The sequence below is a fragment of the Pigmentiphaga sp. genome, from assembly GCF_019689535.1.
Classification (GTDB): Bacteria; Pseudomonadota; Gammaproteobacteria; order Burkholderiales; family Burkholderiaceae_B; genus Pigmentiphaga.
In genome coordinates, this window is record NZ_JADGHH010000040.1 from 1 (window position 1) to 22,080 (window position 22,080).

At 65.4% G+C, this 22,080-nt stretch carries 18 protein-coding genes; 9 read left to right on the forward strand and 9 right to left on the reverse strand.

Annotated features, from left to right (window positions below; genetic code table 11):
- Window positions 1-365: 365 nt before the first annotated feature.
- From IRZ12_RS05525 to IRZ12_RS05555, 7 genes are all read left to right on the forward strand, one after another.
- Entirely contained in the window at window positions 366-1,046 is a 681-nt protein-coding gene (locus IRZ12_RS05525; RefSeq protein ID WP_296465349.1) for a GntR family transcriptional regulator, read from the forward strand.
- 26 nt (window positions 1,047-1,072) lie between these two features.
- A complete protein-coding gene (locus IRZ12_RS05530) occupies window positions 1,073-2,473 on the forward strand; it encodes a malonyl-CoA decarboxylase family protein (RefSeq protein ID WP_296465352.1) in 1,401 nt (466 codons plus the stop codon).
- Window positions 2,474-2,545: 72 nt separating this feature from the next.
- Complete coding sequence (locus IRZ12_RS05535; RefSeq protein WP_296465356.1) at window positions 2,546-3,514, forward strand: tripartite tricarboxylate transporter substrate binding protein; 969 nt, start codon at window positions 2,546-2,548, stop codon at window positions 3,512-3,514.
- A complete protein-coding gene (locus IRZ12_RS05540; RefSeq protein ID WP_296465359.1) occupies window positions 3,514-4,353 on the forward strand; it encodes an enoyl-CoA hydratase-related protein in 840 nt (279 codons plus the stop codon). Before IRZ12_RS05535 ends, IRZ12_RS05540 begins: the two co-directional genes overlap by 1 nt.
- Window positions 4,353-5,897 carry a malonyl-CoA synthase gene (locus IRZ12_RS05545; protein ID WP_296465361.1) on the forward strand — a complete coding sequence of 515 codons (1,545 nt, stop codon included), beginning with the start codon at window positions 4,353-4,355 and terminating at the stop codon, window positions 5,895-5,897. The genes IRZ12_RS05540 and IRZ12_RS05545 overlap by 1 nt, the downstream gene beginning before the upstream one ends.
- Window positions 5,898-7,184: 1,287 nt before the next feature.
- The gene (locus tag IRZ12_RS05550; RefSeq protein WP_296465367.1) at window positions 7,185-9,023 is read left to right on the forward strand and encodes a diguanylate cyclase; all 1,839 of its coding nucleotides are present in this window, start codon (window positions 7,185-7,187) and stop codon (window positions 9,021-9,023) included.
- A gap of 114 nt (window positions 9,024-9,137) precedes the next feature.
- Complete coding sequence (locus tag IRZ12_RS05555) at window positions 9,138-9,578, forward strand: DUF1178 family protein (RefSeq protein ID WP_296465371.1); 441 nt, start codon at window positions 9,138-9,140, stop codon at window positions 9,576-9,578.
- Window positions 9,579-9,759: 181 nt separating this feature from the next.
- Here the strand turns inward: IRZ12_RS05555 and efp are convergent, their stop codons facing one another.
- From efp to IRZ12_RS05570, 3 genes are all read right to left on the reverse strand, one after another.
- Window positions 9,760-10,317, reverse strand: a complete 558-nt coding sequence (efp, locus tag IRZ12_RS05560) for an elongation factor P (RefSeq protein ID WP_296465375.1) — start codon at window positions 10,315-10,317, stop codon at window positions 9,760-9,762.
- 215 nt (window positions 10,318-10,532) lie between these two features.
- Window positions 10,533-11,633 carry an elongation factor P maturation arginine rhamnosyltransferase EarP gene (gene earP / locus IRZ12_RS05565; RefSeq protein ID WP_296465379.1) on the reverse strand — a complete coding sequence of 367 codons (1,101 nt, stop codon included), beginning with the start codon at window positions 11,631-11,633 and terminating at the stop codon, window positions 10,533-10,535.
- Window positions 11,633-12,565 carry a LysR family transcriptional regulator gene (locus IRZ12_RS05570; RefSeq protein ID WP_296465382.1) on the reverse strand — a complete coding sequence of 311 codons (933 nt, stop codon included), beginning with the start codon at window positions 12,563-12,565 and terminating at the stop codon, window positions 11,633-11,635. The genes earP and IRZ12_RS05570 overlap by 1 nt, the downstream gene beginning before the upstream one ends.
- 99 nt (window positions 12,566-12,664) lie before the next feature.
- On the opposite strand from IRZ12_RS05570, the gene IRZ12_RS05575 reads away from it, so the two are divergent.
- Both IRZ12_RS05575 and IRZ12_RS05580 read left to right on the forward strand, forming a co-directional pair.
- Window positions 12,665-13,036 (forward strand): CidA/LrgA family protein, encoded by a 372-nt coding sequence (locus IRZ12_RS05575; protein WP_296465385.1) that lies wholly within the window; start codon window positions 12,665-12,667, stop codon window positions 13,034-13,036.
- Between the two features lies 1 nt (window position 13,037).
- Window positions 13,038-13,718 carry an LrgB family protein gene (locus IRZ12_RS05580; RefSeq protein WP_296465389.1) on the forward strand — a complete coding sequence of 227 codons (681 nt, stop codon included), beginning with the start codon at window positions 13,038-13,040 and terminating at the stop codon, window positions 13,716-13,718.
- 68 nt (window positions 13,719-13,786) lie between these two features.
- On the opposite strand, the gene IRZ12_RS05585 is transcribed toward IRZ12_RS05580, so the two are convergent.
- The 6 genes from IRZ12_RS05585 to acnA form a co-directional block, all read right to left on the reverse strand.
- Window positions 13,787-14,509: a glutathione binding-like protein gene (locus IRZ12_RS05585; protein WP_296465392.1), complete on the reverse strand. Its 723-nt coding sequence runs from the start codon at window positions 14,507-14,509 to the stop codon at window positions 13,787-13,789.
- Window positions 14,510-14,696: 187 nt separating this feature from the next.
- A complete protein-coding gene (locus IRZ12_RS05590; protein ID WP_296465397.1) occupies window positions 14,697-15,884 on the reverse strand; it encodes a DUF2863 family protein in 1,188 nt (395 codons plus the stop codon).
- Between the two features lie 89 nt (window positions 15,885-15,973).
- Window positions 15,974-16,933 (reverse strand): hydroxymethylglutaryl-CoA lyase, encoded by a 960-nt coding sequence (locus IRZ12_RS05595; protein WP_296465401.1) that lies wholly within the window; start codon window positions 16,931-16,933, stop codon window positions 15,974-15,976.
- Window positions 16,930-18,126 (reverse strand): CaiB/BaiF CoA-transferase family protein, encoded by a 1,197-nt coding sequence (locus IRZ12_RS05600; RefSeq protein ID WP_296465404.1) that lies wholly within the window; start codon window positions 18,124-18,126, stop codon window positions 16,930-16,932. The genes IRZ12_RS05595 and IRZ12_RS05600 overlap by 4 nt, the downstream gene beginning before the upstream one ends.
- 152 nt (window positions 18,127-18,278) lie before the next feature.
- Complete coding sequence (locus tag IRZ12_RS05605; protein ID WP_296465407.1) at window positions 18,279-19,178, reverse strand: LysR family transcriptional regulator; 900 nt, start codon at window positions 19,176-19,178, stop codon at window positions 18,279-18,281.
- Between the two features lie 98 nt (window positions 19,179-19,276).
- A complete protein-coding gene (gene acnA, locus IRZ12_RS05610; protein ID WP_296465409.1) occupies window positions 19,277-21,979 on the reverse strand; it encodes an aconitate hydratase AcnA in 2,703 nt (900 codons plus the stop codon).
- Window positions 21,980-22,080 lie beyond the last annotated feature (101 nt).

Here is a 22,080-nt window from a genome sequence, read left to right on the forward strand (position 1 = left end):
AGCAGCAGGAACCCACCGAAGCGACTCAGGGGCGGCTCAATGCCGCTCCTGAGCGCCGTAGGAATCTCCGGCCTTCAGACCGGGGAGGATGTCAAAGCCACCGCTGCATAGATTGCCCTGTTGTACGGTGCCAGGCGGTGATCCGCCTGGCCCTACGGGCGCCCCAACTTCCTCCCTCCACGGCTGGTCGTGCCGTGCTATCTCCCTAAGATCGGTCAACAGCCCTCGCCGGCCGCGCCCATGGCGTGCATTCCCTCGCTTGGTGTCTCCCCGTACCGACTGGTCGCCCTGTGTAATAAGGCGTCTTTCGTGTGTACGTATAAAAAATTCTTGTATACAAGAAACCTTGGTGGCAAGATGTCGGCATGTCGTCCCGACCGCCTCCTACGTCCGATAAAAAGCGCTCGGAAGCGCTGCGCGAAACCATCGAAGAGCTGATCGCCGTGGGCGAGCTGTCGCCCGGGGATCCGCTGGATGAGACCGTGCTTGCCAACCGTTTCGGGGTGTCGCGCACGCCCATTCGGGAAGCCTTGATCCAGCTCGCGTCGGCAGGGCTGGTCGAGATACGCCACCGGCGCGGTGCGTCGGTCGCCCAAATCGGGCCGCAGCGGCTGGTCGAGATGTTCGAGGTCATGGCCGAACTGGAAGCCATGTGCGCGCGCCTGGCTGCTCGCCGCATGACGGCCGACGATCATCGCCGGTTGCTGGACGCCCACCATGCGTGCCGCGCTTCGCGGGACGCAGGCGATGCGAACGCCTATTACTACCTGAACGAGGTGTTCCACCGCACCGTTTATGAGCTCGGGTGCAATGCGTTCTTGACCGAGGAAGCGATCAAGCTGCATCGGCGGCTCGGCCCTTACCGGCGCTTGCAACTGCGCGTGCGCGACCGCATCGCCACGTCCTACGATGAGCATGAGGGCATCGTGCAGGCGCTGCTGGCCGGCGATGCGGAACTCGCTGCCGGACGGGCCCGCGATCACGTGGTGGTGCAGGGACAAAGGTTTGCGGATCTGATGGCCTCGCTGGCGAGGCAATCTGGTTGAGGTTTCTGACGAGGACGGGAGATGGCATGAACGAGACGCTGAACCGCGACCGCCAAGATTTCGAGAACGTCCGGCCGGCGGCGCCGGCGCCCGACCCCCAACCTCCCCAGTCTCTGCTGGCGCGCTGGAGCAAATGGTTTGGAAGCCGTCCGCAGGGCGCCGGACAAGGCCCCGAGCGCCCGGAAACGGCGGTGCTTTCCACGCGGGAAGCGAACCGCCTGCGCGCCTTGCTCCAGCCATGCTTTCAGGCGCGCCTGACCGACGTCGCGGCCAACCGCTCGGCGCGAGCCTGGCAGGAACAGTACCGCGAGGCGGATGCGCAACGGCGCGGGGCCATGTTGAGCATCCTGGCCGAGGTCGGTTCTTCTGCGCCCGCGCCGTCCGACGCAGGCAAAGACGCGCCGTCGGATCTTTCCCGCGCGCTCTCCCATGCGCGCGTGCGCTTTTTCAAGCGCCTGAATGCCTTGCCCGATGGCCTGCCGTTCTTATTGATGCTGCGCACGGACATGCTGGCCTGGCGGACGCGCATCCCGGCGCTGCGCACGCTGGATGCTGACCTCGAGGGGCTGCTGTCGAACTGGTTCGACGTCGGTTTGCTCGAATTGCGCCGCATAACTTGGGATTCGCCGGCTTCGCTCCTAGAGAAGCTCATCATCTACGAGGCCGTGCACGAAATCGCATCGTGGAGCGACCTGCGAAACCGGCTGGACTCTGATCGGCGCTGCTATGCGTTTTTCCATCCGCGCATGCCGAATGAGCCCCTGATCTTCGTCGAAGTCGCGTTTTGCGCGGAAATGGCCGACAACGTCCAGCGGCTCCTCGACGAGAGCGCCCCCATGGAAAACATGGAGAAGGCGCGGTGGGCGATTTTTTATTCCATTTCCAATACCCAGCAAGGGTTGCGCGGCGTCAGCTTCGGCAATTTCTTGCTCAAGCGCGTCATCGAGGAGCTGAACGCCGAGGTTCCCAAGATCAAGCGATTCGCGACGCTGTCGCCTATGCCCGGGTTCTGCGATTGGCTCAAGAAGCTCGAGGCAGAGCGGATCGCCGCGTTGCTCAGCGGGGAAAAAAGCGGGGGCACCGCGGAGCTGGGCAGCGGCGCCGACGTGCTTGCCCGCATCCAGCAGGCGGTGGATGCGGCAGAGGCGCAGCCCGAGGTGCAGTCGCTCGCCATGCGGCTGGCCGCGCACTACCTGTTGGAGCGCAAGGGGGGGCAGCCCCTGGATTCGGTGGCCCGGTTCCACTTGGGCAACGGGGCCCGCATCGAGCGCCTGAACTGGAAGGCAGATCTTTCTCGCAAGGGTCGCGCGCAGTCGTGCGGCATCATGGTCAATTACCTATACGAGCTCGACGCGCTCGACGACAATCTGTCCAAGCTCAGCGAAGGCAGGCCCGAGACCAGCCGCAGCTTTGCCCGGCTGCTCTGAAGTGAGGCTGCAAGATTCATCAGAACTGGCGGAGCCAGCGTGCAGTGCCTTGACTACCAAAGGAGACAGCAGATGAAACGGAGCGTTGCCTTGATCGCTTGCCTGGCGGCCGTCGCCACAGGCGGGCATGCCGTGGCGGCAGATGCCTGGCCGGCCAAGCCGGTCACCATCATCGTTCCTTTCCCCGCGGGGGGCGGCACGGATGCGTTCGTGCGTCCGCTCGCGCAGCAACTCTCGATCCAGCTCGGGCAATCCGTGGTGGTCGACAATCGGGGCGGCGCCGGCGGGACGGTGGGAGCGGCCATCGCAGCGCGCGCCGCGCCCGACGGCTACACCTTTTTCGTTGGCGGGGCCCACCATGCCATCGCGCCGTCGTTCTATAAGGGGCTGACCTACGACATTGAGAAGGACTTCATTCCGGTGACGCTCGTTGCCCAACCGCCGCAGATCATCGTCGCGGCGCCGACTGCGCCCTTCAACGATTTAAAAGGTTTGGTCGAGTACGCGCGCGCCAATCCGGGCAAATTGAACTTCGGTTCCGCTGGCAACGGCACTTCGCACCATCTGGCCGGGGAGCTGTTCAAGCTGCAGACCAAGGTCGAGATCATCCATGTGCCGTACACCGGCGCCGGCCCGATGTTGCTGGCGCTGATGGGGAGCCAGGTGGACCTGGCGTTCGACGGCTTGGGTTCTTCGGCCCAGCACATTCGCAGCGCCAAGGTCAAGCCCATCGCGGTCGCGGCGCCCAAGCGATCCTCGGCTTTCCCCGACGTGCCGACGGCGGCCGAAGCGGGGCTGCCCGGCTACGAGGTCTCGACCTGGTACGCCATGTGGGCGCCGAAGGGTACGCCGCAGGCCATCGTCGAGCGCATGTACGCCGAGGTGCAGAAGGCCTTCGACTCAGCGGAGATCCAGAAGGTCTGGCTCGGCAATGGCTCGGAGGTGCCGCGCTATACCAGCGCCGAGTTCGGCAAGTATCTGCATGCCGAGGTCCAGCGCTGGGCTAGCGTGGCCAGGGAAGCGGGGGTCAAGGCCGATTGATGAGCGGGAAGCCTGATCCTGAGGGCGGCGTGCGCGGCCGCATCGAGGTCGCGCGCGAGGGCGACGTGCTGGCGCTCACGCTGGCGCACCCGGGCAAGCTCAATGCATTGACCGCGGCCATGTGGCGCGACCTTGCCGCAGGGATGGGCAAGGTCGCCGGCCACCGCGGCCTGCGCGCCGTGATCATACGGGGCGCGGGCGGACATTTCGCTGCTGGCGCCGATATCGCCGAGTTCCCGGTGGAGCGGGGGGATCGCGTCGCGGTTCGCCGTTACCATGAGCACGTCATCGCGCCCGCCTTGCGGGCGATCGCGGAATGCCCGCTGCCGACCGTGGCCATGATCCAGGGCGTGTGCGTGGGTGGAGGGCTCGAGATCGCTTGTAGCTGCGATCTGCGCATTGCAGCGCGCAGCGCACGGCTGGGCGTGCCGATAGGCCGGCTCGGTTTTCCGATGGCGCCTGCCGAATTGGCAGGGCTGCTCTCAGTGGCCGGGCGTGCCGTGGCCTTGGAGCTCCTGCTGGAAGGCCGCATCCTCGATGCGGCGGAAGCCCATGCCAAGGGCTTGTTGACGAGGGTGGTGGACGACGCCGAACTGGAAGCGGAAACCCATCGCACGATACGGCGCATCGCCGCGGGCTCGCCGTTGGCCGCCACCCTCAACAAGCGCATGATCAGGCGCCTGCAACGGCCGGAACCGCTCGACGAAGCAGAGCTGGAGGATTTTTTTTCCTATAGTGATACCCGAGATCATCGTGAAGGCGTCGCGGCGTTTCTCGCCGGGCGTCCGCCTGATTTCGGCGCGGATGGACCACTACCCGAGAACGAAGAAGAGGATTGATGAACGACGCGAATCTTTACGCCTTGTTGGCAAGCGGCTTTCCCGCCGATCGGGACACTTTGTGCATCGAGGCCCCGGGGGCCGGCAACTACACCTGGCGCGACGTGGAGAACGAAACGGCGCGCATGGCCAACGTGCTGCAGTCGCTCGGGCTTCCTGAAGGGGCCAGGGTGGCGGTGCACGTCGAGAAGTCGCCCGAGGCACTGTTGTTGTACTTGGCCACGCTCCGCGCCGGCTATGTGTACCTGCCGTTGAATACCGCCTACCAGGAAGCGGAGATCGATTATTTCCTGGGCGATGCGGAACCTTCGGTGGTGGTGTGCGCCAGCAAGAACCTGGAATGGGTCCGGCGCTGCGCGCAGCGCGCTGGTACGCCGCACGTCTTTACCTTGGACGACGACCGGACCGGCACGTTCCTCGACGCTGCCCGCCAGGCTTCGCCCGAGCAGCAGGTCGTTGCGCGCGGGGAGGACGACCTTGCGGCGATCCTCTACACCTCGGGAACGACGGGCCGCAGCAAGGGCGCCATGCTGACGCACGGCAACCTGGCCTCCAATGCCCGCGTGCTGCACACTTATTGGGGCTGGCGGCAGGATGATGTGCTGTTGCACATGCTGCCCATCTTCCACGTGCATGGCCTGTTCGTGGCTGCGCACGGCGCGCTGCTCGCCGGTGCCAAAATGATCTGGCTGCCCAAGCTGGACGTGGCTGCAGCGCTGCGGGAGTTGCCGCGCAGTACGGTGATGATGGGGGTCCCGACCTACTATGTGCGCCTGCTGGCCGATCCCGGCTTCACTCGGGAGACCTGCCGCAACATGCGCCTGTTCGTGTCCGGATCGGCACCGCTGCTGATGGAAACGTTCAATGCCTTCCGCGAACGCACCGGCCATACCATCCTGGAGCGTTATGGCATGAGCGAGACGGTCATGCTGGTGTCCAATCCCTATGACCCGGCACAGGGCGAGCGGCTCGGCGGAACGGTGGGGATGCCGTTGCCGGGCGTGTCCGTGCGGGTGGTGAATGACAAGGGCGAGCCATGCCCCCCGGGGGAAATAGGGAACATCGAGGTGCGCGGGCCCAACGTATTCAAGGGCTATTGGCGCATGCCCGAAAAGACAAAACAGGAGTTCACCGAGGACGGGTGGTTCAAGACCGGCGACGTCGGCCGTTGGGGCGGCGAATCGGGCGGGCGGCCGGTCCCGGACAACTACCTCACCATCGTCGGCCGTAGCAAGGACCTCATCATCTCCGGAGGGTTCAACGTCTATCCGAAGGAAATCGAGAGCTTCATCGACGACATGGACGGTGTGGCCGAGAGCGCGGTCATCGGCGTGCCGCACCCGGACTTCGGGGAGGCCGTGGTGGCGGTGGTGGTGCCCAGGCCGGGCGCCACGCTGGACGAAGCGGCCATGATCGCCGAGCTCAAAGGCAAGATCGCGAATTTCAAGGTGCCCAAACGGGTCCACATCGTCGACGAGCTGCCGCGCAACACGATGGGAAAGGTGCAGAAGAACGTCCTGCGCGAGCGATTCGCCAAAGCTTGAGCGTTTTTCCCCGCGTGCTGCGCCGAGTGCGCGGGGGAACCTCATATACAATAGCGGCCGTGCGCCCGTGACGAAATTGGTAGACGTAGCGGACTTCCGTACAAGTGGAGTGCCCCGGTCGAAAGTCCGGGAGTAGAACCCGTCAAATTCGGCGAACCCCTGGCACGGGAATGCCGAGCCAAGCAGGCAGCTACATGCGCTGCCGGGCGTGTGTAGAGACTCGACGGCGGGGACCTAATGCAGGCCGGGCATCGATCATGCCCCGCCTTGCGATGGTCAAGGCAGAGTCCAGACCCCAAACGGTGTTGCCATGGCAATCCGGCTGTGCGAACAGTAGTGGGTAAGAAAATCCGCAGCCGTGAGGCGTGCCGGTTCGATTCCGGCCGGGCGCACCATTATCTACCCCGCGAGTCCGCGGAGCCTAATCCAGGTCCTTCGCTCGAGAAAGGCAGGTGCCGGGTTCCGGGCGAATGCCGCGGATCCGCTCGCTCGTCGAGGGTCTCCGCGGTTTTCAAGGCGCGGGAAGGTGTTGGTCCGGATTGGGTGGGCAGTACCAAGATGCGCAGAACGTGTAGGACGCTGCTGTGCGCGGTGGGCGCCAGCTTGATGGCCGGCTGCGTGACGTGGCAGCCCGTGGCACCGCCCCCGGCGGAACCGGCGGCGCTGGCGCCTGCCCATGACGCGAAACAGCCGGCTCCTTCTCCAGCATGCCCGGCGCGCTGCTCCCGGCAGCCGAGCATTTGGGATCACCTCACGCATCAGCGCCTCATCGACATCGACTAGCCGCCCGCCGCTGGGCGCATGCGCGCCGGGCCGCGGCAACGGTGGCGCCGGGCGCACAAATAAAAAGTGCCGCGGCGTGGATGGGAGACGCCGCAGCACGGAAGGAACCGCAAACGTACGATCCATCCAAGGGCTCGATACGTCCGCGAGCGGACGATACGCCCGAAATGCGCCCATTGCCATAGCCGCCCCAGGGCGATTTGGTAATGTTTAGTAACATTTTCCGCTAGGCTTTGGATGGTCGAGCTCATGAGATATTCTGCCTTTCGCCCGCCACCGGGTCGCGCGCGGGGCTCTACATAGACAGGGCACCGGAGTGGGCGGTAGTGATGCACTACCTGCCAGGCCTGCGCCAAGCGCGCGGGTGGGCTACGATAAAATGCGCCGTTGGCGTCATTTTTCGTGCCGCGACGCGTCCGATTGCAAACCAGTGTCAAGAAAATGCGGCTTGCCGAGCATCCGAATGTATAGTGCGAGTCCCTATTTGTAACGAGTGCGGGGTCCATGCGCTGGTTAACGATATGGGCCACTGCGGTGGTCGCGTGCTTCGGCCTGGTGTGTGCGGCCGCGCTCTACGATACCCGTCAGGATGCCAAGAAGGCGGCTCGGGAGGCCACGGTCAACATCGGCCGCGTGGTTGCCGACGGCATTCGACGCGACATCGAACTCGTCGATCTGGTGCTCCAGTCCATCCTGAACGGCTTGCGCGTGGCGGAAGCCGAGGGCCTGGATCCGTATCGCCGCCATCGCTTGCTGTTCGACAATTTGCCCCCGGTGCGCGGGGTTGGGAACTTGGTGGTGCTCGACCGGGAAGGCAACATGGTCACCGATACCAATTCGGTGATGCCGCGCGGCATGGCGTTCGATGACCGGGATTACTTCCAGGTCCACAAGGGATCGTCCAACAGCGGCTTGTATGTCAGCCAGCCTTTCTATTCCCGCCTGACGAATTTATGGTCCATCGCGGTGAGCCGCCGCGTGACGCGAGAAGACGGCAGCTTCGGCGGCGTCGTAGCGGGCACGCTGTGCGTGGCCTACCTCGAGAGCCTCTTCCAGCGCCTGGACCTGCGCCAACACGGGGTCATCATGTTGCTGCGGGCGAACGGGGCCGTCATGGCACGCTACCCAGCAGAGTACGCGCAACTCGGCCAAGGGCTCAGCGGCATCGAATTATTCAGGCATTATCCCGCCTCGGACAGCGGCTACTACGAGACGAAGGCGTCGCCCATCGGCCTGGCGCGCCTCTATTCGTATGCGGCGGTGCCGTCCGTGCCCCTCGTCGTCTTGGTGGGCATGGCCGACACGGATATTTATAGCGCCTGGCGCAGCAAGGCCTGGATCATTTCATCGTTGACCCTGCTGCTGTGCGTTGGCACGCTGGTATTGGGGTGGATGCTGAGGCGGGAATTCACCTTGCGCCTGGCGGCTGAGCGCAGTGCCTTGCGCAGCGAAACCCGATACCGGGTGCTGGCAGAGAATTCCGCCGATATCATCGCCATGAGCCGGGCCGATGGCACCGTCACGTATATCTCTCCGGCGATCAAAGATGTGCTGGGATGGGCGCCGAATGAGATCGAGGGGCGCAGCGTCAACGATTTTGTCCAAGACGACTACGCGCCGCTATTTTCCGGCGGCGAGCAATCCTGGCCCCGTATGCTGACTTTTCCCGCCCGGCACCGGGACGGCGCTTGGGTGTGGCTCGAGGCCAGCGTGAGGCGCCTGCCGCCGGAGACTGGGGACGATCGCTACGTGCTGACGATCCGTGACGTTTCACGCCGGAAGAAGATCGAGGATGCGCTCGCGGCCGAGAACGCCCAGCTGCAGGCCATGGCGGTGACCGACAGCCTCACGAGCTTGGCCAATCGGCGTCGTTTCGATGAGGTCCTGGAGCGGGAGTGGCGGCGCGCCCGCCGGGACCAGAGTCCGCTTGCCTTGTTGTTGATCGACGCGGACCATTTCAAGGCGCTCAACGATCATTATGGCCATCAGCATGGGGATCGCTACCTGCGCACGCTTGCCCAGCTGATCCAAGGCAGCCTTCGGCGCCCTGCAGACATGGCAGCCCGCTACGGGGGCGAGGAGTTCGCCGTGTTGCTGCCGGACACAGATCTGGAGGGGGCCTACCGGATCGCCGAAGCCATCCGCCAGGGCGCGCAAGACGCGCGCTTGCCCCATGAAAAAAGCGACCTGGGCGTGATGACGGTCAGCATCGGCGTGGACGCCATGGTGCCGGAGGACGGTGAATCGCCCGAGGCACTGGTGCGGCGGGCCGATGCGGCGCTTTATGCCGCCAAGCGCCAGGGCCGCAACCGGACCTGCGTGGACGAGCCGCACGGGGCCTAGTGTCGCGTCAACGGTGAAGGGGGGCGCCCGTGCACCAGCATCGGCCGCGCTTGGGGTACCATAAGGCTATCTGATGCAACCCGCGCTAGGCCTTTGCGGCCAGGCGCATCGTCCATGACATTCAAAGTATTCGATTTGCAATGCGAGCGCGGCCATGTTTTCGAAGGCTGGTTCAGCTCGCACTCCGATTTCGATACGCAGCGTGAGCGCGGCCTGATCAGTTGCCCGCTGTGCGACAGCAAGACCATCGACAAGAAACCGTCGGCGCCCATGTTGAACGTCTCAGGAAGCAAGGAGCCCGGCCCCTCGTCCCGTGCGGCAAGCAAGCCCGCGGCCATGCAGGCCGCGATGCTCCAGCACCTGCGCCAGCTGTTGCGCCAGACGGAAAACGTCGGCGAGCGGTTCGCGGCCGAGGCCCGCCGCATCCACCACGGCGAGGCGCCCGAGCGCCCCATCCGCGGCGTGGCGACCTACGAGGAACAGCAGTCCCTGGTCGAAGAGGGCATTCCCGTGGCCGCCATCCCCGCTTTGCTCGACGACGAGCGCTTGCAGTAGCCCGGGGTCTGAGCACTCTGCGCGATTTACCGTGCGCTCCGGCCCACGGGAGCGCCGCGGGGACCGCTTCACGCGCGAACCGCCCGGGTGGGCGCAGCAGCGGCCGGCCATGGCATTCCTCGCTCGCCCAAAACGAAACAGGCGCCGAAGCGCCAGTTCTCGTGTAGTGCCGGCCGGGGAATTACTTCACGCGGCTGCGGTATTCGCCGGTGCGCGTGTCGATTTCGATCTTGTCGCCAATCTCGCAGAACAGCGGCACCTGCAGCTCGTAGCCGGTGTTGATCTTGGCGGGCTTCATGACCTTGCCCGAGGTGTCGCCGCGCACGGCAGGCTCGGTATAGGTGATTTCGCGCACGACGATGGTCGGCATTTCGACCGAGATGGCGCGGCCCTCGTAGAAGACCACTTCCACGGTCATGCCCTCCTCGAGGTAGTTGAGGGCATCGCCCATGCTCTCGGCCTCGACCTCGTACTGGTTGTACTCGGCGTCCATGAAGACGTACATCGGGTCGGCGAAGTAGGAGTAGGTGCACTCGCGGCGCTCGAGCACGAGGACTTCGAATTTTTCGTCGGCCTTGTAGACCGTTTCCGTGCCGGAACCCGTAAGCAGGTTCTTGAGCTTCATCTTGACGACGGCGGCATTGCGGCCCGACTTGTTGTATTCGGTCTTCTGGACGACCAGGGGATCCTTGCCGACCATGATGACGTTGCCGACGCGCAGTTCCTGAGCGATCTTCATACTGGAAATCAACCTTAGGGGAGGTGACTCTAGTGGCAACGGCGCTGCGCCGTAGTACCAGGTAGGGTCTTGACGAAAGCCCCTTTGGGTAGACCCGGCGGGAACACCCGCGACCACCCGAAGGGTATTCGGCTAGCCTGCCTAAAGGGGCCTGGAACAAAGCATAAGTAGCCTACTAGTATAGCCTGGGCAGGGGTTTCCCGGCTAGTTGCGCATCATCGACCGTTCTCCTGCCGCGCCTCGCAGAAGTCGGCCAGTGCATGGGCCAGGTCCTGCTGCCTGGACAGCTCGTCGCTCCAGCGGCGGGCAGCCGTGGTCCACGCCCCGAATACGTCGGGGGAGAGGGCGCGTTGCAGCAGCTCGGGCAGCCGGCAGGCCTCGGCATCGCCGTTCCAGGCCGTTTGCAAGGACGGTATGCCATCCGGTGCAGGGTAACGTTCCAGCCAGGCCCGCAGCTTGTCGACGTGGGCCGCTTCGGCTTGGGGGTAAATGTGCCAGACCAGGGGGCGCCCGGCCCATTGGGCGCGGACGAACGAGTCTTCGCCGCGCACGAAGTTGAGGTCGGCGCACCAGAGCAGGCGGTCGTAATCGGGCTGCGGAAGAAAGGGGATGCGCGCGATGCGCAGCCGGCCCCGTTCGCCGGCCGCGAGGTAGGGGGCAACGCCGGGGGGCACGGCGAGCAGGGTCGGCGCCTCGCCTGCCGCCAATACGTCGGTCAGGAGGGTGGCCGGGGCATCGGGATAGCAGAATAGCGTCACCAGGCGTTCCCCTGGGCGCAGCGCCGGCAGGCCCGCCTCGTGCAAGAACGCGGCCCGGGCGCCGGCGTCCGCCTGCAGCGCGTCGCGCATGGGGAGCAGGGTTTTTTCGCGTAGCAAGCCGCCCGTCCCTGGGGTGAATCCCGGGAAGAAGAAATATTTGCGCAAGCCGCCGGGTTGGGGCGAGGGCAGGCCATGGCAGCTCTCGACCCACCCCTCGGCACTCAAGTACTCGAGGTTGATCCATACGGGCGGGCGGACCTGGTCGCGCATGCGCTGCACGAATTCCGGGGGAGGATCGCAGGCGAAGGCCTCGATGACGACATCTCCCGGGGCGAGCGGCGGAGCAGGACGGGTCCAGCTCACGACGTCCACGCCTTCTACGTGTTGCGCGGGCAGCGCAGGATCCACCTGGGGGGCGAGGCGCGCCATGGCGCGCAGGTCGTCGACCCAGAGCCGCACGCCCCAGTCCCGTTCCCGGCGTAATTGCCGCGCCAGGCGCCAGCACACGCCGATGTCACCGTAGTTGTCGATGACGCGGCAGAAAATGTCGGCCAGCATCAAGAAGCTTCCTTGCCAGAAAGGGCGACATTATCGCCTGCCGCCTCGTCTGGCCCGGGCAGCATTTGGCGCGCCAGATCGAGCCAGGCGCGGGCGGCGAACGAGAGGTAGCGCCCGCGGCGCCACGCGAAGGCCATGTGCCACCACAGCTGCGGCGCGTCGATGGGGACGACCGCCAGAGCGGCGCGATCGAGCTGGCGGCAGAACAGCTCGGGCAGCAGGGCCACGCCCACGCCGGCCGCGACCATGGAGGCCATGAAGTCCCATTGGCTGCTGCGGCCCGCGATGCGCGGCGCAAAGCCGGCTTGCAGGCACGCGCCGTGGACCACCTCGTTCAGGGCGAAGCCCTCGCCATAGAAGACGAAGGGTTCGCCCGCGAGTTCTTCCAGCCGGATGCCTGGTTTGCCGGCCCAGGGCGAACGGCGCGGCGCAACGAGCCGCAGTGGGTAGTTGCAGATGGTGAGCGTTTCGTATTCGGACTCGTCGGCCGGCAGCAGCATGGCCCCAATCTCCAGGGCACCGGACCGGAGCTCGTCTTCCACGGCGCGTGAGCCACGCTCGAAGAGTTTGAGCTCGACCTGTGGGTACTCCCGGTGGAATCGCGCCAGCAGGGGCGCCAGCAGGCGGTGGGCCAGCGGGGGGATGCCCACCACGAGCTCCCCGCGCGCGCTCTGGCGCAGGTCCGCCAGCTCCGCTTCCAGTTGCGCGTGCAGTGCCAGCAACTGTTTCCCGCGTTCCAGCAGGATGCGCCCGGCGTCGGTGGGCTCGATCCGGCGGCCGAATTTCTGCAGCAGCGGGGCCCCCACCTCATCTTCCAGTTGCCGGAGCATCTTGCTGACGGTGGGTTGTGTGACGAACAAGGCTCCCGCTGCGCCGGTATAGCTTTGCCGCTGGACGACCTCAACGAAATAGCGGAGTGCCTTGAGATCCATTGAATTCCTAATTGGAATTATTAGTATGGATTTTATTCATTTCATAAATGGACAGACGCTGCGTAGAATACGGGTAAACCCTGAATTTTTCTCGTTCTCATGCACGCCTTTGCCGTTCGCCTTTCGCAAGTCTTGCTCCTCATCGCCGTTTGGTGGGCGGCCGATGGGCTCGCCAAGTGGTCGGGCCTGCCGCTACCCGGCGGCGTGCTCGGACTGATTGCCGTGCTCCTGCTGTTGCTGAGCGGCCGGCTCCCCCTGCGCCGGATCGACGCCGGTGCGAAATGGCTGCTTGCCGACATGCTGGTCTTTTTCGTGCCGGCCGTCGTGGCCATGGCACGCTACCAGGAACTGCTGCGAAGCGAGGGACTGAAGCTGGCGGCGGTGATCGTGCTGGGCAATGCCTGCGTCATGCTGGTCACGGCAGCCGTCGTAGAGTGGATCGTCCGTCGCCGCTCGCCCGGGAGCGCTTGAGATGTTCCCCGCTTTTTTCTGCCTGGTGGCGACCGTCGGGTTCTATTACCTGAACAAATGGCTGTACCGCAGTTTTCCGCGCGCTTGGACGCATCCCATCCTCTTGACGCCGCTCGCCCTGCTGGCGACGCTATCGGTATTCGGCATCCCGTTGGAGGAATACGCAGCCGATACGCGGGCGCTGTTATGGTTCCTGGGACCGGCCACGGTGGCTTTCGCCGTGCCCATCTACGAATACCGGCACCTCATACGCCAACTCTGGCCGGCCCTGGCCCTGGGGACGGCCGCGAGCGTGACGAGCGCCGTGGGCAGTTCATGGTGGCTGGCGCAGACGTTTCACTTGTCGCCCGACGTGGTGCCCAGTCTCCTTGTGCGTTCGATCTCGACGCCGTTCGCGCTGGCGGCCGCCGGCCAATTCGGCGGTAATGCAGACCTCGTCGCGGCGTTCGTCATGGCCACGGGGCTGACTGGCATGCTGAGCGGAGAGCTGATCTTGGCGCTGGTGCCCCGTTGTTCGCGCTGGGCGAGCGGCGCGTCGTTCGGCGCCGCAGCGCACGCGCTCGGAACCACGAAAGCGAGGGAGTTGGGTGAAGAGGCCGGCGTGATGGCCAGCCTGCTCATGATCTTCAGCGGCCTGGCGATGGTATTGCTGGCGCCGCTGATGGGCGCCTGGCTGCCCTGAGGCGGCGCGAGCGGCCCAGGCCAGCCCCCGGGCCCGGGCGATGGGGGCCGAGCCTGGGCGACGCGGGTTCAGCGACGCTGGTATTGGGTGGCGCCGAACAGGATTTCCTTGGCCCGGGCGTCTTGCGGCTTGCGTTGATCGGCCAGCACCTGGATGCCGCGCTGCACGGCGGGACGGGCCTGGATTTCGTCGAACCAGCGCTTGACGTTGGGGAATTCGGCCAAGTCCACCCCCTGGTTGGCGTGCGAACGGGTCCAAGGCCACGTGGCGATGTCGGCGATGGTGTAGTTGCGCCCGGCGAGGTAGGCGTGGTTGCTCAACTGCTTGTCCATGACGCCGTAGAGGCGGCGCGTTTCATTGGTATAGCGGTTGATGGCGTATTCGATGCGTTCCGGCGCATAGAGGCGGAAGTGATGCGCCTGGCCGAACATGGGCCCCACGCCCCCCATCTGGAACATCAGCCATTGGAGCGTGGTGTAGCGTTCGCGGTCGGTCTTGCCGAGGAACTTGCCGGTCTTGCCGGCGAGATAGACGAGAATCGCGCCCGACTCGAACAAGGACATGGGCTTGCCGTCGGGGCCCTCCGGGTCGATGATGGCCGGGATTTTGTTGTTCGGGCTGATGGCTAGGAATTCTTCCTTGAACTGATCGCCAGCGCCGATGTTGATGGCCGTCACCTCATAGGGGAGCTTGCACTCCTCGAGCATGATGTGCACTTTGTGGCCGTTGGGCGTGGGCCAGGAATAAACCTGGATCGGTTGCGGGGCCGGTTTGGCGATCTTGTCGGTCATGCGGGACTCCGGAAAAGAAGGGCGGATCTGCTGCGATTATGAGGCAAACGCATGAGGCCGTGGCCTAAAGGGCGTACTACTCCTGGGGAATTGTCGCGGCCGTCCGCCCCTTCGGGGCTCATCGGCCATGCCGGGGCCAGGCCGGCGGCGGGGGCCGATAATCCCCGCGTCGCCCGGGCAGCCGCGTTTAGTGGAAGTGCACGGGCGCCGGATCGGCGTCTTCCGGCGGCTCGGCGTGGACGAGTTCGCCGAGCGGGTTCGGGAAGTAGGGGGCGCCGCAATCGTCGCAGAACTCCATGGGCAAGACCCCCGGCAGTTTGCGCAGGTCGTTCACGCCCAGCTCGCGCAGGAGGTCCGCGATGAGGTCTATCGCCGGCAGCTCGGGGTTGTCGTCCTCGCGTCCGAAAAGCGGCCAGGCGCAGCCGTAGATCACGTCATTGCTCTGGCGCTGGGTGAACCCGATGCGGTATTCCTCCGGATCGGTTTCCCCGCAGGCGGCGATGACTGCGCGCAGGCGGTCGGGCGTCAGGCCCAGGGTGGCTTCCAGCCACGCGACGGATGCCCGGAGCGACAGTGGCCGGACGCGCCGGTCGGCCTCCCGGTTGCTCACGTAGTAGGCGTCCGGCAGCAGGCATTCGAAGCCGCAGCCGGGCAAGAGGTCGGCGAACAAGGGCGTCGTCTGGGCCGCCCATTGCGCGAGGCACGATTCCCGGGTGGCCTCGGGCTTGGCGGGGTTTTCCTGCCACCGGAAGATCGGCGCGCCCTGGGGAACCGCGACCGCACCCACCAAGTATCGGGTGTCGGCCAGCAGGTTGGCGATTTCCGCGTCGTCGGCCGCCATGCGGGGCAGGGGCAGCCCGAGCGCCTGGGCACCGAGGCGCGCAAGCCACTGGCGCGTGGCGCTGAAGGAGCGAGGCATCTGGTCGACGCTATAGAGTTGCGGCGCGAGGGCCAGTCGGGCGTCCGCGGCCAGGACGTGGCCATGCAGGTGCGCTTTCAGGGCATCCAGCAGGTCTGGGCGGATGGGGCCGTACGGAATGTTGAAGCGGGTCCAGGCCACGACCGGTGCGACGATCAGCAATACGTCGTAATCGCTGCCATCTTTCTGCAGCATCATCGATTCAGACAGCGTTTCGGCGTGTTCGACCAAAATCTCGTAGGCGCCGGCATTGCGCTGGTACAAGGTTTCGAGTGCCGCTTCGATCGTGGCATCGTGCCCGCTGTGCATGAGCTTATCCAGCACCGTGTCGAGCTCCCGCTCCCAGAAACGATCCTCGACGCGGCTGCCGGAGCTGTTGAGCGACAGCGACAGCGACACCAGTTTTTCGGCATCGCGGTTGAGGCGGGTGGAAGACTTGCTGCGGGAACGGACCATGGATGAGTTGGTGATCGACGGGAATATTGTTCGAACCCACTAGTGTAGCTCCCCCTGGCCCCCTGGGCATCCGGCGGTCAGTCTCGCACCTATGCCTGACTTTTTCCGAAGCGCTCGTCCAGCCAGTCCGGCGCCGGGTGCGTGCGCAGCCTTGGGCCGGCAGCCAGCAATTGATTCTGCAGCGCGCGGCCGACGAGCCGGGGCAGGGCGCCAACGACGTCGAGCAGCGGCGAAAGCGCCACGCCCGTTTCCACCCCCATGCAGGCAAACATGTGGGCCAGTTCTTCGCTATTGACGTTGCCGCTCGCGCCCGGCGCATAGGGGCATCCCCCGAGTCCGCCGACAGCCCCGTCGAAGCGTCGGATGCCGGCCTGCCACCCCGCCAGCGCATTGGCCAAGGCCATGCCGCGCGTGTTGTGCAGGTGCAGGGTGAGCGGCAGGGCATCGCCCAGCCGTTGCGCGAGCGAATCGCACAACTGGGCGACCTGCGTCGGGTACGCCATCCCCGTGGTATCGCACAGGGTGATGCCCGCTGCCCCGGCACCGGCGAAAAGGCAGGCCAGTCGCTCGACTTCGGCTGGCGCGACCTCCCCTTCGAACGGGCAGCCGAACGCCGTGGACAGCGAAACATTGCACGGCACGCCGGCCTGGTGCGCGCGTTCCAGCATGGCGAGGAGCTGGGCCGTCGATTGTTCCCGCGTCATGCGCAAATTGGCGCGATTGTGCGTTTCGCTCACCGACATGACCAAGTTGAGTTCATCGGCGCCGCCCTCGAAGGCGCGTTCCATGCCACGGAGATTGGGCACCAGGCAGGTATAGATGACGCCGGGCCGGCGCCGGATGCGCTGCATGACGGCCTCGGCGTCGGCCAGCGCGGGGATGGCGCGCGCGGAAGTGAAGCTCGTGACTTCAATGCGGGCGAAGCCGCAGTCCGAGAGCGCGTCCACCAAGGCAATCTTGTCTTCGGTGGCGACGAAATTCGGTTCGATCTGCAGGCCGTCGCGCGGCCCGACTTCGTTGAGCTCGATGCGTGCCGGCCCGCCGTTCATGCAATCACTCCTTTCTCGCGCAGTTTGGCCAGCTCGGCATCGTCCAGGCCCGCTTCCCGCAGCACTGGCTCGGTGTGTTCCCCGAGCTGCGGGGCGCGATGGCGGATCGCGCCAGGGCTGCCCGACAACTTGGGCACGATGCCCGGCATTTCCACTTTGAGCCCTTTGGCCGTCGTGACCGTTTCTATCATGCCTCGCGCCCGGTAATGCGGGTCCTCAGCAATGTCGCGTGCCGTATAGATGCGGCCCGCCGGCACCTCGGCCTCCCGCAGGGCCGCGAGCACCTCCGCGCTGCCCAGCGTGCGCGTCCACGCGCCTATCGCTTCGTCGAGCTCGGCAGCGCGCCGGGCGCGGCCGTCATTGTGGGCCAGGCCCGGGTCTTCGGCGAGGTCGTCCCGCCCCATGCGCCGCATCAGCCTGACGAAGATGCTGTCGTTGTTGCCCGAGATCAGGACATATTCGCCGTCGGCGCACTGGTAGGCGTTCGACGGCGCGATGCCGGGCAGCGCTCCTCCCGCAGGCTGGCGCACGGCGCCGAACACGGAGTATTCCGGCAGCAGGCTCTCGGAAAGATTGAAAACGCTCTCGTATAGCGCAGTATCGATCATCTGGCCTTCGCCGCCGCGCGCGTCGCGCTCATACAGCGCCAGCAGCACGCCGAGTGCGCCATGCAGGCCCGCGATGGTGTCGCCCAGCGAGAGCCCCGCGCGCACGGGCGGGCGGCCGGGTTCGCCGGTCAGGTACCGCAATCCGGCCATTGCCTCGGCAATGGCGGCAAAGCCCGGTTCGTCGCGCTTCAAGCCGGTCTGCCCATAGCCGGAGACGCGCAGCATGATCAGGCGCGGATTGAGGGTGTGCAGGGTTTCCCACGACAAGCCCCATTTCTCCATCGAGCCGGGGCGGAAGTTTTCGATCAAGACGTCGGCCTGGGCCGCGAGCCGGCGGACCAGCTCCTGTCCCTCCGGCTGGCGCAGGTCTACGCAAACCGATTTCTTGCTGCGGGACTGGGCTTCCCACCAGACCGACGTGCCTTCGTGCAGCATGCGCCACTTGCGCAGCGGGTCGCCCTGGCCGGGCGGCTCGATCTTGATGACCTCGGCGCCGAAATCGGCGAGGGTCTTGGCGGCAAAGGGCCCGGCGATCAATTGGCCCAGTTCCAGGACGCGGATGCCTTCGAGGATTTGGCGTGGCATGGTGTCTCGTTCTCGTCGTCGATAGGCGGCTGGCGCCGCTTGGTTGCATTACTGGGACGACAGTGTGGACCAAATGGCCGGCCAGCGGAATAGGCGATCGGGCAAAGCGGTCTTGTCCGATCGCGAAAGCTATGCATAGGCAGTGACGGCCTCTAGGCACGCACCCCGCGCAGGTGGGCCACCAGCAGCCTTGCGGGCGCAGTCAGTGCCGCGGGCGAGCGCACGCCCAGGAGCAGGCTGCGCCGAGCCCAGCCGTCTTGCAGCGTGACGAGTTTCAGGCCCATCGACTGCGCGTGCGGTGCGGCCGCGATGCGGGGCAGGATGCCCACGCCCATGCCGGTGGCCACCATGCGGCAAATCGCGTCGAAACTCCTTACCTGGATGCGCAGCTTGAGCGGCCTGTCCAGGCGGCTGCTTTCCTCGAGCATGCGGCTTGCCAGGGACGTGGCGTCGGGGAGGCTGACGTACTCATAGGCGAGGGTGTCCCGGAATCGCACGGTCTTGCGCCGGGCGAGTGGGTGCTTGCGCGGCGCGATCAGCACCAGCTCATCTTCGCGATAGAGGTAGGTGACGAGGCCGGCGGCCGGGGTTCGGTCCGCGAATATGCCGACGTCCGCGCGGTTCTCGGCCACCGCGGCAACGATGGCCGAGCTGTTCTGTTCTTCCAATTCGATGCGGATGCCGGGGTGCCGTGCCATGAAGCTGGAGAGGTCCTCGGGCAGGAATTGGGTGATGGATGATGTGTTGGCGGCAATGCGTACCTGGCCTTTGGCACCCGTCGAGTACGAAGACATCGCGCCCGCCATGTGCTCGACGTCCTGCAGGATGCGCATGGCATGCTGCAGGCAGGCCTGGCCGGGTTCGGTGAGTTCTACGCCGGAGGCGCGGCGATAGAGCAGGGAGGTATTGAGCGCGTCCTCGAGCTCGGCGATGCGGCGGCTGGCCGCGCCGACGGCGAGGTGGAGTTGCCGTGCGCCGGCCGAGATGCTGCCGTGGCGCGCGACGGCCACGAACAGCGCGAGCGTGACCAGGTCGAAGCGCGAGAGATTCATCGAGCGGGGCTCCACCATGGAAAAGGCCCGCGCCGCTGCCGCCGGGCAGCAGGCGCAGGCCTCGTGCGCGAGACGGCCCGCCTGGGGCGGGCCGGCCTTCAGGCTGCCAGCAACTGGCGCAGCACGAAGGGCAGGATGCCGCCGTGGTTGTAGTAATCCACTTCGATGGGCGTGTCGATGCGCAGCAGCAGCGGAACCTGCTTGCTCGTGCCGTCTTCGTAGTGGATGGTCAGCGTGACGTCCTGCTGGGGCCGGATGCCGTTTTCCAGGCCGGTAATGTCATAGGTTTCCCGGCCGGTGATGTTCAGGGACTGGATGCTGTCCGAGCCCTTGAACTGCAGCGGCAACACGCCCATGCCCACCAGGTTGCTGCGGTGGATGCGCTCGAAGCTGCGCGCGATCACGGCCTTCACGCCCAGGAGCTGGGTGCCCTTGGCGGCCCAGTCGCGAGACGATCCGGTGCCGTACTCCTCGCCGCCGAAGATGACCGTAGGCGTGCCCTCGGCGATGTACTTCATGGCAGCGTCGTAGATCGACATTTGCTCGCCGCTGGGTTGATGGATGGTGATGCCACCTTCCACGCGCGAGCCGTCGGGGTTGGGCGGGATCATGAGGTTCTTGATGCGCACGTTGGCGAAGGTGCCGCGCATCATGACCTCGTGATTGCCGCGGCGCGAACCGTAGCTGTTGAAGTCGGCCTTCATCACGCCGTTGGCCAGCAGGTATTGGCCGGCGGGAGAGTTCTCCTTGATCGAGCCTGCCGGCGAGATGTGGTCGGTCGTGATGGAGTCTCCGAACAGGCCGAGCGCGCGGGCGTTCCGGATCACGGCGTTGGTCGCGCCCGGTTCCATCGTGAAGTTCTCGAAGAACGGCGGTTCGGCGATATAGGTGGACTTGGGCCAGTTGTAGACTTGCCCGCTCACGCCTTCGATCTTCTCCCACAGCTCGCCCGGGTTGGTCTTGACCTGGGCGTAGTTGTTCTTGAAGGCACGCGGATTGAGCGCGTACTTCATCAGTTTTTCGATCTCGGCCTGGGAGGGCCAGATGTCGCCGAGGTAAACGTCGCCCTTGGTGCCCCGGCCCACGGGTTCGGTCATCAGGTCCCGCTTCATGGTGCCGGCGATGGCGTAGGCCACCACGAGGGGCGGCGAGGCGAGGAAGTTCGCCTTGATGTTCGGATGGATCCGCGCCTCGAAGTTGCGGTTGCCCGACAGCACGGCGGCGCAGACCAGGTCATTCTTGGTGATGAGCTCGTTCAGCTCGGGGTTCAGGTCTCCGGCGTTGCCGATGCACGTGGTGCACCCGTAGGCAGCGACGTGGAAGCCAAGCTGCTCGAGGTACGGCAGCAGGCCCGTCTTCTCCAGGTACTCGGTGACGACGCGCGATCCGGGAGCGAGCGACGTCTTGATGTGGGGCTTGATCGTCAGCCCGGCCTTGACCGCCTTCTTGGCGAGCAGGCCGGCGGCGAGCAGCACGCTGGGGTTGGACGTGTTGGTGCAGGAGGTGATGGCCGCGATCAGGATGTCGCCATTCTGGATGGTGATGCCGCTCTCGGTCTTGAACTCCTGGTCCAGCTTTTCGGCGGGTTGGGAGAAGCCGTTCTCCGCGACCGGCTTGCTGAACAGTTCGCAGAACGTGCGCTTGACGTGGCCGATCTCGATGCGGTCCTGCGGGCGCTTGGGGCCGGCCAGCGACGGAGCGACCGTGGAGAGGTCCAGGGTCAGTAGCTTGGTGTAGTCGATATCCTTGGCGGCGGGCACGCCGAACATCTTCTGCGCACGGTAGTAGGCTTCGAAGGCCTCGATTTCCTCCTTGGTGCGGCCGGTGCCCTTGAAGAATTCGATGGTGCGCTCGTCCACCGGGAAAAAGCCCATGGTGGCACCGTACTCCGGTGCCATGTTGCCGATCGTGGCGCGCTCGGAGACCGTCAGGCTGGCCGTGCCCGGCCCGCAGAATTCCACGAACTTGCCGACCACCTTTTCACGGCGCAGCATTTCCGTGATGGTCAGCACGAGGTCGGTGGCCGTGACGCCTTCGCGCAGCTTGCCCTTGAGCTCCACGCCCACGACGTCCGGCGTGAGCAGGTAGACGGGCTGGCCCAGCATGGCCGCTTCCGCTTCGATGCCGCCCACGCCCCAGCCGACTACGCCTATCCCGTTGATCATGGTGGTGTGGCTGTCCGTGCCCACCAGGGAGTCAGGGTAGTAGACATTGTCGCGCTTGTGGACGCCGCGGGCCAGGTATTCGAGGTTGACCTGGTGGACGATGCCGAAGCCCGGGGGCACCACGCCGAACGTGTCGAACGCCTGCATGCCCCATTTCAGGAACTGGTAGCGCTCCTGGTTGCGCTTGAACTCCAGTTTCATGTTGAGGTCCAGCGCGTTCTTGGAGCCGTATTCGTCGATCATGACCGAGTGGTCCACGACGAGGTCCACCGGAACCAGCGGTTCGATGGCCTTGGGGTTCTTGTTGAGCTTGGCCGCGACGCTGCGCATGGCGGCTAGGTCGGCCAGCAGGGGCACGCCGGTGAAGTCCTGCAGCACGACGCGGGAGACCACGAAGGGTATTTCTTCTTCGCGCTTGGCGTTGGGCTTCCAGTGGGCCAGCTGCTTGACGTGTTCTTCGGTGACTTTCTTGCCGTCGCAGTTGCGCAAGACGGATTCCAGGACGATGCGCAGAGAGACCGGGAGTCGCTCCACTTTCACGCCCAGCGCCTTGCCGAGTGCCGGAAGAGAATAATACAAGCCGGTTTTGTTGCCGACCTTGAATTCTTTCAGGGTTTTGAACGTGTTGTGCGGCATGATGGGCTCCGAAGGAAAACCGGTTAAATCTACCACTTATGGTGCGCCGTTGCGACGTGTCCGGCGCTGCTGTGGTGTCATTATACTCTTATATCTTATAT

Coding starts and splice junctions, on each gene's coding strand:
- IRZ12_RS05525 (WP_296465349.1), top strand. CDS start 366: ATGTCGTCCCGACCGCCTCCTACGTCCGATAAAAAGCGCTCGGAAGCG.
- IRZ12_RS05530 (WP_296465352.1), top strand. CDS start 1,073: ATGAACGAGACGCTGAACCGCGACCGCCAAGATTTCGAGAACGTCCGG.
- IRZ12_RS05535 (WP_296465356.1), top strand. CDS start 2,546: ATGAAACGGAGCGTTGCCTTGATCGCTTGCCTGGCGGCCGTCGCCACA.
- IRZ12_RS05540 (WP_296465359.1), top strand. CDS start 3,514: ATGAGCGGGAAGCCTGATCCTGAGGGCGGCGTGCGCGGCCGCATCGAG.
- IRZ12_RS05545 (WP_296465361.1), top strand. CDS start 4,353: ATGAACGACGCGAATCTTTACGCCTTGTTGGCAAGCGGCTTTCCCGCC.
- IRZ12_RS05550 (WP_296465367.1), top strand. CDS start 7,185: ATGCGCTGGTTAACGATATGGGCCACTGCGGTGGTCGCGTGCTTCGGC.
- IRZ12_RS05555 (WP_296465371.1), top strand. CDS start 9,138: ATGACATTCAAAGTATTCGATTTGCAATGCGAGCGCGGCCATGTTTTC.
- efp (WP_296465375.1), bottom strand. CDS start 10,317: ATGAAGATCGCTCAGGAACTGCGCGTCGGCAACGTCATCATGGTCGGC.
- earP (WP_296465379.1), bottom strand. CDS start 11,633: ATGCTGGCCGACATTTTCTGCCGCGTCATCGACAACTACGGTGACATC.
- IRZ12_RS05570 (WP_296465382.1), bottom strand. CDS start 12,565: ATGGATCTCAAGGCACTCCGCTATTTCGTTGAGGTCGTCCAGCGGCAA.
- IRZ12_RS05575 (WP_296465385.1), top strand. CDS start 12,665: ATGCACGCCTTTGCCGTTCGCCTTTCGCAAGTCTTGCTCCTCATCGCC.
- IRZ12_RS05580 (WP_296465389.1), top strand. CDS start 13,038: ATGTTCCCCGCTTTTTTCTGCCTGGTGGCGACCGTCGGGTTCTATTAC.
- IRZ12_RS05585 (WP_296465392.1), bottom strand. CDS start 14,509: ATGACCGACAAGATCGCCAAACCGGCCCCGCAACCGATCCAGGTTTAT.
- IRZ12_RS05590 (WP_296465397.1), bottom strand. CDS start 15,884: ATGGTCCGTTCCCGCAGCAAGTCTTCCACCCGCCTCAACCGCGATGCC.
- IRZ12_RS05595 (WP_296465401.1), bottom strand. CDS start 16,933: ATGAACGGCGGGCCGGCACGCATCGAGCTCAACGAAGTCGGGCCGCGC.
- IRZ12_RS05600 (WP_296465404.1), bottom strand. CDS start 18,126: ATGCCACGCCAAATCCTCGAAGGCATCCGCGTCCTGGAACTGGGCCAA.
- IRZ12_RS05605 (WP_296465407.1), bottom strand. CDS start 19,178: ATGAATCTCTCGCGCTTCGACCTGGTCACGCTCGCGCTGTTCGTGGCC.
- acnA (WP_296465409.1), bottom strand. CDS start 21,979: ATGCCGCACAACACGTTCAAAACCCTGAAAGAATTCAAGGTCGGCAAC.